This window comes from Enterobacter cloacae complex sp. 2022EL-00981 (assembly GCF_028737495.1).
Lineage (GTDB): Bacteria > Pseudomonadota > Gammaproteobacteria > Enterobacterales > Enterobacteriaceae > Enterobacter > Enterobacter cloacae.
Genome location: NZ_JAQZRK010000022.1, coordinates 44,770 through 60,441 on the forward strand (window position 1 = coordinate 44,770; position 15,672 = coordinate 60,441).

Consider the following 15,672-nt stretch of genomic DNA (forward strand, 5'->3'; position numbering starts at 1 on the left):
TTAACCTGGATGTTAAGGAAGGACGACGCCGGAGCGTCAAACGCGGCAATTATAGGGATTTCACGGGCGTGATACCAGTCGAAAGCGCAGGTTATGCGAGACAGGCTGAAAAGTGACGTCATGTTCCCTGAGTGAAATTTTTACGCGCGTTTTTTCAGCGTTTAACAGGATTTTTTTAAACACTAACTATTTAATAAATCTATGATGTCAAATTATGAGCAGTCGCCATATGAATTGTAAATTGTTTGTACTAGCATAAACCAAATTAGCACATTCACTCGTCCGGACCTTCACTCCCGACGGCATGGCGTCTCTGGATAAAGCGGTAATGAATAAACAACACCAGCGGGTTTTGGTTACCACCCCACATCCTCTTATGCGACTTGTCTGTCTGGGCCTGGTCACCTTTATCTTTACCCTTTTTTCGCTGGAGTTGACCCGCTTCGGCGCGCTGCTGGCTCCGCTCTGGTTTCCCACCGCCATTATGATGGTGGCGTTTTATCGCCACGCCGGAAAAATGTGGCCCGGTATTGCTCTGGCCTGTTCGTTTGGCAATATTCTGGCCTCGTGGATGCTCTTTTCCTGGTCGTCGATTAATCCGACCTATACCGCCATTAACGTGGTGGAAGCGGTAGTTGGTGCATTATTACTGCGCAAACTGCTCCCCTGGTACAACCCGCTGCAGAATCTGAATGACTGGATCCGCCTGGCCATCGGCAGCGCGCTGATCCCCCCGCTGGTGGGCGGTGTGCTGGTGCATTTACTGATACCCAGCCCGGAGCCGCTGCGTAATTTCCTCGTGTGGGTCTTGTCTGAAGCGGTTGGCGCACTGGCCCTGGTGCCATTAGGGTTACTGTTTAAGCCGCACTATCTCCTGCGCCATCGAGACCCGAAGCTGCTGCTGGAAACGCTGGTAACCATGGCCGTGACGCTGGTCCTTAGCTGGGCGGCCATCGTCTGGCTGCCGTGGCCTTTTACCTGCGTCATTGTTCTGCTGATGTGGAGCGCTGTGCGCCTGCCACGCATGGAAGCCTTTATGGTGTTTCTGGTCACCGTGATGGTGGTTTCGCTGATGATTGCCCATAACCCGGAGGCACTGACCACGCAGCACACCGGCGCGATGCTGAATGCCCCCTGGCTGCCGTTCCTGATGCTGCTTCTGCCAGCCAACGTCATGACCATGGTGATGTATGCCTTTCGCGCAGAGCGAAAACACATCACTGAAAGTGAAGAGCGTTTTCGTAATGCGATGGAGTATTCAGCTATTGGCATGGCGCTGGTCAGCATTGACGGCCAGTGGCTGCAGGCCAATAAAGCGCTGTGTAACTTTCTCGGCTACAGCCAGACGGAGCTGCAGTCGCTCACCTTCCAGCAGCTAACCTGGCCAGAAGATCTGCACACCGATCTCGAACAGCTTGAACAACTGGTCAACGGGGATATCAACACCTACACCCTTGAGAAGCGCTACTACACCCGCAGCGGCGAAGTGGTCTGGGCGCTGCTTGCGGTCTCGGTTGTACGTCATGCCGACGGTTCACCGCTCTATTTCATTGCCCAGATTGAAGATATTAACGATCTGAAGCAGACCGAATGGGTCAATAAACGGCTGATGGAGCGCATTACCCTTGCCAATGAAGCGGGCGGCATTGGCATCTGGGAGTGGGATCTTGAGCCGGACATCATCAGCTGGGATAAGCGGATGTTTGAGCTGTATGAAATCCCGCCGCACATCAAACCTACGTGGCAGCTCTGGCACGATACGATGCTGCCTGAAGATCGCGCCCATGCGGAAAAAGTGCTTCGGGAATCACTCATTTCACGGCTGCCGTTTAAGCTTGAATTCCGTATTCGCGTGAAAGAGGGGGTACGCCATATTCGCTCCCTGGCGAACCGGGTCCTGAACAAACAGGGGGAAGTCGAACGCTTGCTCGGTATCAATATGGACATGACCGAAGTGAAGCAGCTCAATGAGGCCCTGTTCCAGGAAAAAGAGCGTTTGCACATTACCCTCGACTCCATCGGCGAAGCAGTGCTGTGTACCGATGTCGACATGAATGTCACCTTTATGAACCCGGTCGCAGAGAAAATGAGCGGCTGGCTGCAAACCGAGGCCATCGGCCAGCCGGTGCTAAAGGTTCTGCATATCACCTTCGGCGAAAAAGGGCCGCTGATGGAGAATATTCACAGCGGCGATATGTCCCGTTCAGATATTGAGCAGGATGTGGTGCTGAACTGCCGTACCGGCGGCGTTTTTGATATCCATTACAGCATCACACCGCTCAGCACGCTGGACGGGCAGAATATCGGCTCGGTGCTGGTTATTCAGGACGTCACCGAATCGCGCAAAATGTTGCGTCAGCTCAGTTATAGCGCTTCTCACGATGCCCTCACCCATCTGGCAAACCGGGTCAGTTTCGAAAATCACCTCAAGCGGCTGCTGCAAACCGTGCAGGAGACGCGCCAGCGACATGCGCTGGTGTTTATCGATCTTGATCGCTTCAAAGCCGTCAACGATACCGCAGGCCACGCGGCGGGTGACGCCCTGTTGCGGGAGCTTGCGTCCTTGATGCTGACCATGCTGCGCTCCAGCGACGTGCTGGCGCGTCTGGGCGGGGATGAATTCGGGCTGCTGCTGCCGGACTGCAATATTGAAAGTGCCCGCTATATTGCGGGTCGGCTGGTCCATACCATCAACGACTATCACTTTATGTGGGAGGGCCGCCTGCACCGGATCGGCGCCAGCGCGGGGATCACGCTGATTGATGAAAATAATCATCAGGCCTCGGAAGTCATGTCCCAGGCCGACATTGCCTGCTACGCCTCGAAAAACAACGGTCGCGGCGTGGTGACGGTGTACGAGCCGCAGCAGGAGCGGGCACACAGCGCGCGCAGTATGATGTCGCTCGATGAACAGTGGCATATGATCAAAGACAACCATCTGATGATGATCGCCCGCAGCGTGGCCTCCCCGCGCATCCCGGAAAGTTGCAACTTCTGGCTGATTTCGCTGCGCCTGTGGACCAGCCAGGGAGAAGTGCTGGAAGAGCACGCCTTCCGTTCCGGCCTGGCGGAGCCTGAGCTTTTACATGCGCTGGACCGCCGTATATTTAGCGAATTCTTCCGCGCGTATGCCGCTCCGGTTGCCAAAAAAGGCCTCGGGGTCGCCCTTCCCCTGTCCGCCGCGGGTTTAGCCAGCACCACGCTGATCGACGAATTGCTCGACCTGCTGGATAAAGGGCCTTTACCGGGCCGTCTGCTGCATCTGGTCATCGCGATCGACGTTGTGGCAAACCCGGATCCAAACGTCCAGACGGGGCTGCAAAAGCTCCGCCACGCTGGCTGCCGCGTGGTGCTCAGCCAGGCGGGACGCAACATGGAGCTCTTTAGCCACCTTGGTGCCAACGTGGCTGATTATCTGATGCTGGACGCCGAAGTGGTGACCAATGTGCACGGCAACCTGATGGATGAGATGATGGTTACCATTATTCAGGGCCATGCTCAGCGTCTGGGGATGCGTACCATCGCCGGTCCGTGTAACCAGCCCATCATGATGGATACGCTCTCCGGCATCGGCGTTGATTTTATTTTCGGTGACACCATCGGCGAGCCGCAGCCGCTGGATCTACTGCTGAACACCAGCTATTTCGCCATCAACTGATGGCGTCCAGCCGTCGGTATACCAGATGTGCAACAGGGCGTAAGAGCGCCACGGCTGCCAACGCTGGGCGTAGCGGCGAATTTGCGCGGGCGTCATGCCGGCAAAGCGTTGTTTAATCAGGTAGTCATCCGGCAGGAACACATCTTTCGCCTGCCAGCCGCGCAGGGCAAGGTAATTTGCCGTCCAGCGCCCTATCCCCGGCCGCTGCTGTAAGGCTTTCATCCCGGCCTCAATATCCGCAGGCGGGAACAGCGGAAACGTGCCGTCGACCACGGAGCGGGCCAGATGAATCAACGACTCCGCCCGTTTGACCGGCATGCCGAGGGCCTTCAGCGCCAGCGGATCCACCGCAGCCAGCACCTCAGGTGTGGGAAAGCACAGATAGCCCGGCGCATCTTTTACCGGTTCGCCGCACAGGGCTACCACCCGTGAGGCCAGCTTCGCCGCCATCGCCACGCTGACCAGTTGCCCCAGGATCGCCCGCACGCCCTGCTCGTAGGCATCCATCGCCCCCGGTAAGCGCAACCCAGGCCGCGCAGCGCCCAGGTCGCCCAGCGCCTGCTGAATTTGCTGCGGATCGCAGGCAAGATCGAACAGACCTGCGATGCGTTCAAGACAGGTCTGCGCAACCGGGATTAACCCCGGGCTGAGCGTGACGTTGAGCATGTGGGCGTTCAGATCCGGGGTGACGCGAAAGATCCCCTGGTGTCGCTGGCAGGTGAAACTGCGCTCGTAGTAGCGTTCGGTAACCGTCTCGATCCCCTCCACCGCACGCGCACCAAGAAAGCCAAACATCCATTGCCAGTCATAAGGGGGTTGCCAGGTCAGGGTATACATTGTCACTCCTTTTTTGTTCACCTCAGCATAAACCGAAAGGCCTTGTTTCGCCTTGCTTTCATATTCCTGTTGTCGCCGGTCGGGCATTCCGCTAAAGTCTCGCCCCTTCTCACTGGCATGGGGATTAATCGTGTTTATTGGATTCGACTACGGTACGGCGAACTGTTCGATTGCGATTATGCAAAACGGACAACCATTGCTCCTGAAAATGGAAAACGAGAGTACGCTGCTGCCGTCAATGCTCTGCGCACCAACCCGCGAAGCGGTCAGCGAATGGCTGTTCCGCCACCATCAGGTTCCGGCCACGGCGGCGGAATCACAAGCGTTGCTGCGCCGGGCCGTCAGTTTTAACCGCGAAGAAGATATCGACGTCACACCGTCTAGCGTCCAGTTCGGCCTCTCGTCGCTCGGACACTACATTGACGACCCGGAAGAGGTCTACTTCGTTAAATCGCCAAAATCGTTTCTCGGCGCCAGCGGGCTGAAGCCGCAGCAGGTGGCGATGTTTGAAGATCTGGTCTGCGCCATGATGCTGCACATTCGCAATCAGGCGCAAACCCAGGTACCGGAGGCGATCGATCAGGCGGTCATTGGCCGTCCGATCAACTTCCAGGGGCTGGGTGGCGACGAGGCTAACCAGCAGGCGCAGGGGATCCTTGAGCGTGCCGCGCACCGCGCGGGCTTTCGCGACGTGGTATTCCAGTATGAGCCGGTGGCGGCGGGGCTGGATTTTGAAGCCACGCTAACAGAAGAGAAGCGCGTGCTGGTCGTTGACATTGGCGGGGGCACCACCGACTGCTCACTGCTGCTGATGGGGCCGCAGTGGCATAACCGTCGTGACCGCGAAAACAGCCTGCTGGGGCACAGCGGCTGCCGCGTGGGCGGTAACGATCTGGATATCGCGCTCGCCTTTAAGAGCCTGATGCCACTGCTGGGCATGGGTGGGCAAACGGAAAAAGGGATCGCCCTGCCGATCCTGCCCTGGTGGAACGCTATCGCCATCAACGACGTCCCCGCGCAGAGCGATTTTTACAGCAGCGCGAATGGCCGCTTCCTGAACGATATGGTGCGCGATGCCCGGGAGGCCGACAAGGTCGCCCTGCTCTACAAAGTCTGGCGTCAGCGTCTGAGTTATCGCGTGGTGCGTACTGCCGAAGAGAGCAAAATCGCCCTCTCCGATCGCCCGGAGCACGCGGTTTCCTTGCCGTTTATCAGTGAAGATCTGGCAACCGCCATTTCTCAGGAAGGACTGGAAACCGCGCTCGCCCAGCCGCTGCAGCGCATTCTGGAACAGGTGCAACTGGCGCTGGAGAACGGCAAAGAGAAGCCGGACGTGATTTACCTGACCGGCGGTAGCGCCCGTTCGCCGCTGATCAAGAAAGCGCTGGCAGAACAGCTGCCGGGCATTCCGATTGCCGGCGGCGATGACTTTGGCTCCGTCACGGCGGGGCTGGCGCGCTGGGCGCAGGTGATGTTTAGTTAAATACACAAACTGAGGCCCCTCGATCATCTCGTGGGGCCTCAGTATCGGTATCTATAGTGAGCGACAACGCTCCGCTTGCATTGGGTCTGAAATTAGTCTTTTTCTCCTCCATGCAGACCCTATTGCTGCGGAGCCATACTGCTGCATATAGCGATGAAATTCAGCCAATGCCATAGGTGGCATGAAATAATACCCCTGCAGGAAATCAACCTTATGGGCGATAAGCCATTCGCGTTGACAGGCAAACTCCACGCCCTCTGCAACAGTACGTAACCCCAGAATGCCAGCCAGATTAATGATCGATTCCAGCATCGGCAGCGTCTGATCTTCTGCATGGATCCCTTTGATAAAGATCTTATCAATCTTAATCACGTCCAGCTCGAGTTCATTCAGACAACACAGATTGGCGTATCCCGTTCCAAAATCATCCAGAGCAAAGAGGACACCCCGGTTACGTAACGAACGGATTAACTCTTTTATTGCAGGCGTGACTACCAGTGTCTGGTTTTCAGTAATCTCAATCATCAATTTTATTGGCAGTGATTCCGTTAATTCCAAAAAATTGAGGCATTCCCAATAGAAAACAGGGTTACTCAAATTTGAGGGGCTCACGTTAAACGCCACAAAAAAAGACTGTCCCTGCCAGGTAATATCGTGATTTAAATGACTCGCGACCTTATTCATCAGATAACTTGTCAGATCGTTTATTTGTCCACTAATTTCCGCCAGCGGGATGAACTCACGTTGAGAAATGGCATAGTTGTGGCCTGAAGGCCACCGCGCCAGCACCTCAATGCCACACAGATCTCCTTTACTTCCGACGATGGGTTGAAAATAAGGCACAATCTCATCATTTTTCAAAGCCAGAGTTAATCTATTAGCTTCGTTGCTATCAAATATACCCTCTGTCATTGTTTGGCTTTTCTTGTTGTCATGTGCCCCCCATCGTTCTGCCAAAAAACCATTTCTGGAAAGATAAATTATAGTCTCATTAAAGTTATCAAAACTCAGGCGATGAGTTATTTTATCTCGATAACGATAGAGCGATTTAGGCGTTAAAGAATTTGCCTTGCAAAATTCTTCCAGCCCCATTTTAGTGAAAGAGGCGTAAATCATCTCTTGTTCAAAATCACTTAAATGAAATCTATCAACGCAGCCCAATGTTGACGGAGCGCCCCCCTGCACATTTGACATCAATTTAGTTTTTAGAACAGAAATAAGGCTATTACAGCTTACTTTAGCGTTAACAGACTCACTATTTTCACAGCCTCGATTGATACATTTACTGTCACTCATCGTGAGAACAATACTGTTAACATAGATAAACTGGCTGCTATTTCTTTGCAGCCATTTTTGTATTATACAAAATGGCACTCTGTTATCAATGATTAACAAACAGCTGTTGTACTGTGGCATTAAAATGTCTGAATCAGAAACAAACGTTCCAGAATCAACGAGTAACAGATTAGGCAGAAATGACCTTATTCCTGAGAAAAGATAAATGTCGTAACTGAGCAGAAAGACCTTTTTCGTGTTCATAATTATCACCGTAAAAGTTTAATTGAAAATCGCTTCCTTCTATCGTACAGAGAGAAAGATTATATTTGCTTTGGTTTTCGCAAAACATCCAATGCCCGGTAGACAATATCCGCCTTAATAAAACAAGAACAAGAAATGGTTAATCTTAATGGTCCCTCCCTCCGTCAAGATCATATTTTTTCCACAATGATAAGAATATTTCCGCAGCAGATACAGAAATTTTCCTTATCCTAATACAGTACAAATTAATGCACTTACATTCAGAACCAAACAAAATAAAATAAGAATAAAGAGAAAAATTACAGAATTAATATCTGTGAAACTCAAAAGATAAAGAGAATTACGCCAAAGAGAAGTCCTCATTGTCACGTTACTTTGCTCGACAGACCATCAGCGTGCGCCGTAGATCCCTGACCCCATAAACGTTATCGGTGATATGTATGATCTTGTAATAAAAGAGTTGTTGCTTAGACATGAGCAGGTTGGTTATTTCATCAGGCAAGTCATCGTTATCATTTTTTACCACTGCAATGCGTTGCGTACGCAAATAACCATCACTGTCTTCTCTAAGGAAGCTCAAGGTAGTGGAGCGATTAATAGCATAATGTTTGCCGTTAACATCCAGTACCCCAACTTGTGAGAAAGCACCTTCCTCTGCAGACGAAATCCTCAAAACTAACAAAACCTCACCTTCAATGCTCACCCCCTCTTTTTGAGTATGGAGAAAAACATGGCTTTTAGCCGTACACACAAAAGCCGATGGAATACGAGGGCGATTAAGCAAAAAAAGAAATATCACCATGACCGCAGCGAACATACTAATAAAGATAATTTTCGCACTCATGCACCGTTCCTTTTTGCTCCATTTTACACACGCTAAAGAAATACTCTTTCAGTTTATTACCTGCCGATAAGTTATTGTCATCATAAAATATGATGACTTTATCTCTTCCTTCACAAATGGAACTGTGTTTTTGCCAATTTGGTGAATTCAAAAATCGGGATAACTTCACTGATGAATTATCATCTGTGGTGTAAAAATCACACGAGCCGGATTTCAATATATGTACAACCCCATCGTTATTGCGAAACATTAATATGAGAAAAAAAACCATAACTGCACAGACAGTAAAAGTGAAAACACACCATAGGATAAGCTGCGGCCACCGTCTATACTGAAAAGCCTTATCAACAATATCTAACTGGGTGGTCGTTATTCTTTTACTCTTGATATCATCATTCACGCTGCTGACCCGGGCCTGAAAAAGGAACCCTTCGCGCGGGATCGTGACGATTATATTGTTCAAGCCTAACGATGAAAAAGCTTTGCGCAATATGCTCACGCTTTTATTAAGGCTATGCCCTGAGGGTATCATGCCATGTTTTCCCCAGACCTCTTCGATGATCAGTTCCCGGTTTACTTGCTTATAGTTATTATCAATAAAAAGTTCCAGTAACCTTGAGGTTGGTGCAGAGAGGATAATCCTTTCACCTTGCACACTTAATACCCTCTGCTCTGAATCGTATAAAACCTGACCGTTAATTATTTTTTTCATCCAGATAAACTCTTATTTTTATCTTTGACGAGATTCACATACGATACAGAATATATTCACATCAGATAGTTAGCAATACAAGAATAGTTTGTTCCAATTTTATGAGGCATGTGTAAAACATCCACTACCAACAGGGATATACTTTTGCAAAGCCACTATAAATTTTTTATTTTGTGCTTTCAGTTCGGGGCTTCGGTACGTTTCTCCCGGTAGAATATAGCGAATGGTCGCTTCATCATCGGTCGAATTGCACCCCTTTTGAAAAATGATTTTAAAAAAGGTATTTCCTGTATTTTCAAGAACCCCTTTCTGCTCATCCAGCATATAATGCAAATTCATTTTTCGTGGCCGAACAACCAGAATGGTTTCCAGTGCGATAGCTGGTATCGCTTCGCTCTTTTTACCCCTGTTGCGCTCCGGGAAAAGGGTGATGGGCATTTCAGTAAACTGCACACGGTAGTAGCGCTCCTTGTCATCCTGCGGACCACGATAGAAAATCTTGAAAAACTCTCCTGCATCCGGTGCCAGAGAGAAATTAAGCGGTGCAAACAGTAATTCGCCCTCTTCGATAGCCTGGCGACGCTCCCCGCCAGGCCCGGGCTTATCAATTTTCACCGCCGAAATGCTGTAAATATTCTGCTTGTGGCTGTCATTAAAAACACGTTTGCTGATAAAGGATTTATCCGCCGCCATGTCAAAAATGGTTGAATCAAGATACAAGGCGCGTGCGGGCAGGCTAAATAACGCCAGGAGAGCCAAACCAGTAACGATCATAGCCACACGCCATCCGGTCATTTAGTCACCCCTACCCAGTTCGCCATGACTTTTATCTCCCCACTGGCGCTGACCACGCCTTCCCAGTCAGAACCTGATACCGTAAAAGCAGAGCGAGAATCGTCCATCGGAAAGAGCAGCGATAAACGGGTATTGAAGTAACTCCCGTCATCAGTGTTGTTGGCGTCCCAGGGCGTTTGTTGCCACAGAGCATCATTCAGGCTTATGGCCGCTTCACCACAGCTATTTCTTGCCTGAGTCACACTACCTGACTGGTTGTTATACTCAAGATAGGCCGGTATCGGCACACTTACTCCACCTTGTGCGGACGTAAACAGGCAGTACGGCGTGTCATTTAACGTTGTGCTATCGCCAATAACTTGCGCGGTAATGCTGTCAGCCTGGCGAGGGCCTGAAACAGTAACGGTATAATCCATTCTTATTGGCGTATCCTCGCCAATAGTGCCGCTACCGCTAGCAGACGTTGTATTATTAGATGAAATAATACTTATCCCATACTCCTTAGGTACGATATTAAGCTGTAACGAAGGCATGAACTGGTAATAACCTGACTCAGGTGTTAGAGCATTAGTAAACGCAAAGGTAAACGGCTGGCTATTCGTAATACTGACGCCCGCATTGACCAGATTTTTGAGAAATGTCTGCGACAAAAAGAGGTACACATATTCACCGCTGGTGGTGAACACGTTGTAATACGCCGTCGATGCACTGAAGTTATACCATGTGGAGCCATTACCGGAATACCGCACGGTGGCCGCTGCAGGGGTAAATCCAAGCGCTGTTGAATCCACATACGCCCTGAACGTCAATGATGCCGTCAGGTTAGCTGTCTGCTGAAGATTATAGCTGACCATTTTGCAGATAACACCGCTCACGTTACTGACGACGCCCAACTCACAGGCACCTGAATCATTGGTAATACTCGGCGTGCCGTCGCTGGCAATCCACAGCTCCTGGAAGGCGCTGGTCGATTCCAGTGCCAGATGGCCGCGTTTGGTTAACGTGTAGTTTACGTAGTTCCAGCGTCCTGAGGACTGATCTTTGCAGCGCTCGCCTGCCGCGTAATCATAATTGACCGAGGTATAACAGCGATTGAAAACATATGTTTCGCTACTTCCGGTGGCCATATTGCGGAAATATTCGTAGGCAGAGTCACTCAGGGAGGCAAACCCATATGCCCCGCCGACCACACCGGCGACAGACCCGACCTGAGCATGGTAGAAACCGTTGCTGTCCGTTCCCTGACCCGTAATATATCCTGTCGTTGGGCACTGCGTTCCACTGTAGCAACGAATACCGCTAAACGGTCCATCGATTGGGGAATTATCAATCCACATATCCTGATAGTTATTCGCCGGTGCCAGCCAACCTACGTAGCCTAAATAGCCTAAACTTACCTGGGAAGTTCCATATTTCACCCAGGTATTCGACCCGCTGAAACGTGGATCAAGCGAGGAAGGAGTAATAAAATACTCACCATCAATGGCATTTTCGATAAACATAAAATTATTACTGACAGATCCGGAGGATGTCGCCGTCAACGCTTTCGCTGTAAAGGGTGTTAAGGCACCGACAACGAGTAAAGGAATAATAATATTTGCACTTTTTTTCATAGAATTACCTCTTCGCCATTGTCGATTGCAGTGCACATTTAACATCACCCACCCACGCGGCCCCCCTGGCTTTATCCAGATCCAAATCGGCTTCACAGATACTTCCATTAGCTGATACCAGGGTAATGATGGGATACTTTTTATCGATATCGATCGCAAACTCACCTTTCCCGTCAGTCCGAGTTTTGCCTATGTGATTATGGATATCTGTGTTCGCCGCCAGTTGCCCATCGGGATAGCGGACGCGACCAAATACGGTCACCATACTTTTCACTTCCGGTGCAACAACGCTCACATTCCCTGGATACAAGTTCATCGCGTGTTTGCGTCCGGAAACAATATCGAAGCTGTCTTCGGAGTTCCGGTCGTTCATAATTTCCAGTTTGTATTGCGCATACGGAGGGAGCGCAATAAAGGTCGATTTACCGCTCAACAGGTAATTGCGGTTATTGACTTTTGCTGCCAGTTTTCCATCGCCTGCCAGACCCGTTTTAACAATGATCCCCGAGCGTTGTCGCTCATTACTCAGACCAACATCACCGCCAGCCCAGGCTATTGCCCCGAGAGAAGAGAAGTTCATGTTAGTCGAGTTATCTGCTGAACGAGTGACAGAGACCGTCCCGGCGTTATATTGGGTGCTGTAACTGACATTGCCATTGACGGAATAATCGTTGCCGTAATTCTGCTCTCCGCTCAGGCGCGTCGAGGCAGAAACGCCTGCTGAGGTGATTGGGCCATCTTTAAACTGTTTACGAGCGCTGATATTGCCCTGCGTCGCACCGTAACGATCGCGCGATGCGCCCACACTTAACCAGGAGGCCAGTGGTAACGAGAAGTCCAGGCTGACATAACGCTCCTGACGACCGTCATCATTCGTGTTGTTATAGAAGTAGCGCTGTACACCCGCCCGCAGACCGACAGTGGCATACCGTCCGGCATAAAGTGTTGTGCTGTAATCTATGTTGCGATACTTATTGCCTGAATAGCGGTTTTCCGTCTGGCTTAGCGTCAGCGATCCTCCGTGTGGAATAACGCTTCCCAGGTTGATCGTGCCGCCAATGGAGTAGTTATCGCGTTCTTGCACCGGCAAACGGTCACCAATTTTGCTGTCTTCCCGAGAGGCCCACACTGAGCCAAATCCACCGGGTGCGCTGACATTCACATTGCTGACATTTCGCCAGGTTCCATCATTTGCCAGCATCGTTTGCGCACCCACACTCACGTATTCGTTCACATTTAACGTGATATCAGTTTCGTTAACCGCATTGGAATCAAAACCGTAAAGCGTTGACTTCATATTCAGGCCGGAAAGCACCGCCAGCGTCAGAGAAGCCGCGCCCCCTCCAATCCAGCTCTGTTCACTGCCTAAGTCACGGTAATGATTGCGCTTATAACTGACGCGATCGTAATCAAGCGAACCGCCAAAGACCTGCCATGAGATCTCATGCAGCCCCGCCGCCTGCTGGCGTGAGAAGATTTTATTTACGCGACTCATGCGGGTATTGACCGTGCGCCCATTGACGACAATATCCACCGTAACGTCGTACACCCCGTAAGGGAAACGGCTGGTGTCAATTTCGTAGCTGCCCATGTTAAAGTTCTGAACGCTCAGCAGCCGTCCGTCACGAAATACATGCACCTCCCCTGCTGCCGGTAAAAAGACCGTAATCGGGGTCAGCGAAAGGGAGGTATTTTCGACAACGGTGCTGCCTTTATTTCCGTAACTTGCACCGTAGATTTTTCCGCCGTTTAAGGCGTTAAGACTGGCAATAGACTGGACATTCCACGTATCAAGCATTCCTAATGCCAGGCGATAACCTTCGTAATCGCGCTCGTACATCGCCCGATAAACGTTGCTGGAACCATTACTTTCACCAATACCATATACCGAACCATTAATATTAAAATGGTGCTCACGAAGTGACGTTGTATTATCCAGCGTTAAATAGCTGCGGGAACTGTTGCCGTTTTGATAATCATTGTAATAGGTACCAAAACTGTAATTGAGCACGTTAGTTAACCGGTCAACGCTTGACGGACCTAACAAGGAGCTGCGCGCCACAACAGCCTCGGTCAACGCGTCCCTGCTGACGATCATCTCCAGGTGGAACGATGAAATGTTCAGTTGAAGACGTGCTTCAGGCGTAAGGGCAATAGCGGTGTTGTCCTTAAATTTCACATTGCCTATTTTTTCTACCATCTCGCGCGTTTTATCCGCCAGCACAGCATTGTTTGGCAAGTCTGAAACCATTATCGATTTGACTGTAATATTCCCGTCAACCAATGAGATCACCGCATCAGCAATTTTTTGCTGGCTTTTTTCGTCCGTCTCTTGATACCGAATAAACACCGGAACTGTCATCCCTTGCTCCAGAGAGCGCGCAAAAGTACCAGGAATGACATAATGACCAATTTTAACGGGGGCGGAATGAACGGCCCCTGGTGTTAACGCTAAAGAGAGAAATACACTCCCTCCAATAAAATATTTAAATGACATATGCATCCTTACACTTCAGCATTTTATTATTGGCACCGGTAATGGCGTCGTGCATTACTTCACTGTAATAAATTGCTTGCCATGCCAAATGCCAATACGAGTGCGGCTGTTTGATACATCGCTTTTTTGAAGCCTTATTTTGGTTCCAGGCATAACGTAATAGCGTTCCCGGCATCCCCGCCCCTGGTCCTGAGCGGGATCCTTACACACGCCATAGGCAATCACGCGGAAAGAGACATTGCCTGTGTTGATGATCAAATCGTCCTGACGACTGTAGTTGAAGCGCTCATTACGCGGAGCTACAACTAAAATAGTCCCAATTTCCGCTGAAGCCGTTGCCGTCGCGGCTTTGCCCGCTTTCGTTGCTGCGCTTTCGCTCACAGGTTCATCGATCCATTGCAGGCGATAATAGCGTTCTTTATCATCCTCTGGCCCTTTATAGAAAAAGCGGAAAACATCTTTCGCGTCGCCTGGAAGAATAAGGCTGGCGGGTGTAGACAGTAATTCGCCTGGATTAATGCTTATTTCGGTGCCATCAGGCAACGGTGATGAGAGTCGTTTCACCGTAACGCTGACATAGCGTGCGGAATTCGTCGTGTTGATAATTTCTTTAGATAATGAACTCTGCTCGGAAGTCATTATCGACGTGATATCACCCACATTAATTGCCCAACTGGAAAAAGACGTAGCGATCCCCGCCAATATGGCAAAGGGTAAATATTTATTCATCAGTACATTCCTAAGAAATTCGGGAGAAAAATCTCCCGAATTTTTTCATTCATTACGCAGGCGTAGTCCAGGTCGCGTTGAACTGTACTTTCACATCGCCTGTCCAGTAGCCATCAGGCAAAGCAGAATAGTCAGTGACAGCTGTTGAACCATCAGACGTCGCAGAGGCGATAGAGAACTTAAAGCTGGACTGATCGCTCACGCGTTCAGCACCGTTATAAGCACCGTCAGCCATCAGACTTTCCAGACCAGAAGTTGATGAGGCATTAACCAGAACGGTTTCAGCAGAACTGGAAAGTGCATTACCGTTCCAGGCAACACCGACATCCAGAGTAGATGCATCGCCGCTTGCATTGGTTAGGGTATTGCTAATGACCTGTGCAGTCAGTTCAAAGTCGGTTGCACTTTCCTGTCCCTGGATCGTAATGTCAAAAGCACCATCCTGAGTATTAAAAGCATTCAGACCTTCCGCATACTGGAATGTCAGCGAGTTCAGCGGAGTAACAACCAGCATGCTAGTTGTATCTTTTGTTGCTGTAGCATCCCATGACGCAGTGGCAGATGCAGTAACATCAGCCATTGCATTTGCTGCTGCGAAAACAGAAACCAGAGAGGCCACCAGTAATAATTTTTTCATTTTCTTCTCCTAAGAACAAACGCGCAACCTGGCACTTTTCATAATAAGTAACCGGGAAGCTCCATTTAATTGCGAGCGAGAATTGCCGCGCCGAAAAATTATGTTCCGAGATATTGTTAACAGCAACAGCATGAAATTATCAAATCCTCAACATCATTAGGAATTTTCTTGTCTGGAAGATAAGTAAATGCCTAAAGATTAGAACTTAAAACCATAAAAATTCATAATTAAGTTTTTATATCTAAAAAATAATAAAATTAGAGAATTTACATCCATTCTTGCTTTTTGATGCAAATCAAAATTAAAAAAAGATTCAAAGGATTAAAAA

The 15,672-nt window shown here is 49.8% G+C and carries 11 protein-coding genes; 2 read left to right on the plus strand and 9 right to left on the minus strand.

Annotation, left to right across the window (positions count from 1 at the left end; translation table 11 throughout):
- The first annotated feature begins 328 nt into the window (after window positions 1-328).
- Window positions 329-3,658 (plus strand): diguanylate cyclase, encoded by a 3,330-nt coding sequence (locus PUZ33_RS17685; protein ID WP_038420943.1) that lies wholly within the window; start codon window positions 329-331, stop codon window positions 3,656-3,658.
- On the opposite strand, the gene alkA is transcribed toward PUZ33_RS17685, so the two are convergent.
- Window positions 3,623-4,495: a DNA-3-methyladenine glycosylase 2 gene (gene alkA, locus PUZ33_RS17690; protein WP_058680604.1), complete on the minus strand. Its 873-nt coding sequence runs from the start codon at window positions 4,493-4,495 to the stop codon at window positions 3,623-3,625. The two genes, PUZ33_RS17685 and alkA, sit on opposite strands and share 36 nt — an antisense overlap.
- A gap of 130 nt (window positions 4,496-4,625) precedes the next feature.
- On the opposite strand from alkA, the gene yegD reads away from it, so the two are divergent.
- Window positions 4,626-5,978 carry a molecular chaperone gene (gene yegD, locus PUZ33_RS17695; RefSeq protein ID WP_058680603.1) on the plus strand — a complete coding sequence of 451 codons (1,353 nt, stop codon included), beginning with the start codon at window positions 4,626-4,628 and terminating at the stop codon, window positions 5,976-5,978.
- A gap of 51 nt (window positions 5,979-6,029) precedes the next feature.
- Here the strand turns inward: yegD and PUZ33_RS17700 are convergent, their stop codons facing one another.
- The 8 genes from PUZ33_RS17700 to ecpA form a co-directional block, all read right to left on the minus strand.
- On the minus strand, window positions 6,030-7,517 hold the full coding sequence (locus tag PUZ33_RS17700) for an EAL domain-containing protein (protein ID WP_058680602.1): 1,488 nt from the start codon (window positions 7,515-7,517) through the stop codon (window positions 6,030-6,032).
- 370 nt (window positions 7,518-7,887) lie between these two features.
- On the minus strand, window positions 7,888-8,361 hold the full coding sequence (locus PUZ33_RS17705) for a hypothetical protein (protein WP_058678672.1): 474 nt from the start codon (window positions 8,359-8,361) through the stop codon (window positions 7,888-7,890).
- A complete protein-coding gene (locus PUZ33_RS17710) occupies window positions 8,336-9,073 on the minus strand; it encodes a winged helix-turn-helix domain-containing protein (RefSeq protein WP_038979540.1) in 738 nt (245 codons plus the stop codon). The genes PUZ33_RS17705 and PUZ33_RS17710 overlap by 26 nt, the downstream gene beginning before the upstream one ends.
- Window positions 9,074-9,172: 99 nt before the next feature.
- Complete coding sequence (locus PUZ33_RS17715) at window positions 9,173-9,847, minus strand: fimbrial protein (protein ID WP_072203608.1); 675 nt, start codon at window positions 9,845-9,847, stop codon at window positions 9,173-9,175.
- Window positions 9,848-9,864: 17 nt separating this feature from the next.
- Window positions 9,865-11,481 carry a fimbrial protein gene (locus tag PUZ33_RS17720; RefSeq protein ID WP_252107842.1) on the minus strand — a complete coding sequence of 539 codons (1,617 nt, stop codon included), beginning with the start codon at window positions 11,479-11,481 and terminating at the stop codon, window positions 9,865-9,867.
- Between the two features lie 4 nt (window positions 11,482-11,485).
- Window positions 11,486-13,978 carry a TcfC E-set like domain-containing protein gene (locus PUZ33_RS17725; protein WP_029881795.1) on the minus strand — a complete coding sequence of 831 codons (2,493 nt, stop codon included), beginning with the start codon at window positions 13,976-13,978 and terminating at the stop codon, window positions 11,486-11,488.
- A 54-nt stretch (window positions 13,979-14,032) separates the two neighbouring features.
- The gene (locus PUZ33_RS17730; RefSeq protein ID WP_013097897.1) at window positions 14,033-14,707 is read right to left on the minus strand and encodes a hypothetical protein; all 675 of its coding nucleotides are present in this window, start codon (window positions 14,705-14,707) and stop codon (window positions 14,033-14,035) included.
- 52 nt (window positions 14,708-14,759) lie between these two features.
- The gene (gene ecpA / locus PUZ33_RS17735; protein WP_013097898.1) at window positions 14,760-15,344 is read right to left on the minus strand and encodes a common pilus major fimbrillin subunit EcpA; all 585 of its coding nucleotides are present in this window, start codon (window positions 15,342-15,344) and stop codon (window positions 14,760-14,762) included.
- Window positions 15,345-15,672: the final 328 nt, after the last annotated feature.

Excerpts from the sequence above, each read along its gene's own strand:
- ecpA (WP_013097898.1), bottom strand. The coding sequence starts at position 15,344 with ATGAAAAAATTATTACTGGTGGCCTCTCTGGTTTCTGTTTTCGCAGCA.
- PUZ33_RS17710 (WP_038979540.1), bottom strand. The coding sequence starts at position 9,073 with ATGAAAAAAATAATTAACGGTCAGGTTTTATACGATTCAGAGCAGAGG.
- PUZ33_RS17715 (WP_072203608.1), bottom strand. The coding sequence starts at position 9,847 with ATGATCGTTACTGGTTTGGCTCTCCTGGCGTTATTTAGCCTGCCCGCA.
- PUZ33_RS17685 (WP_038420943.1), top strand. The coding sequence starts at position 329 with ATGAATAAACAACACCAGCGGGTTTTGGTTACCACCCCACATCCTCTT.
- PUZ33_RS17720 (WP_252107842.1), bottom strand. The coding sequence starts at position 11,481 with ATGAAAAAAAGTGCAAATATTATTATTCCTTTACTCGTTGTCGGTGCC.
- PUZ33_RS17705 (WP_058678672.1), bottom strand. The coding sequence starts at position 8,361 with ATGAGTGCGAAAATTATCTTTATTAGTATGTTCGCTGCGGTCATGGTG.
- PUZ33_RS17725 (WP_029881795.1), bottom strand. The coding sequence starts at position 13,978 with ATGTCATTTAAATATTTTATTGGAGGGAGTGTATTTCTCTCTTTAGCG.
- PUZ33_RS17700 (WP_058680602.1), bottom strand. The coding sequence starts at position 7,517 with ATGAACACGAAAAAGGTCTTTCTGCTCAGTTACGACATTTATCTTTTC.
- alkA (WP_058680604.1), bottom strand. The coding sequence starts at position 4,495 with ATGTATACCCTGACCTGGCAACCCCCTTATGACTGGCAATGGATGTTT.
- PUZ33_RS17730 (WP_013097897.1), bottom strand. The coding sequence starts at position 14,707 with ATGAATAAATATTTACCCTTTGCCATATTGGCGGGGATCGCTACGTCT.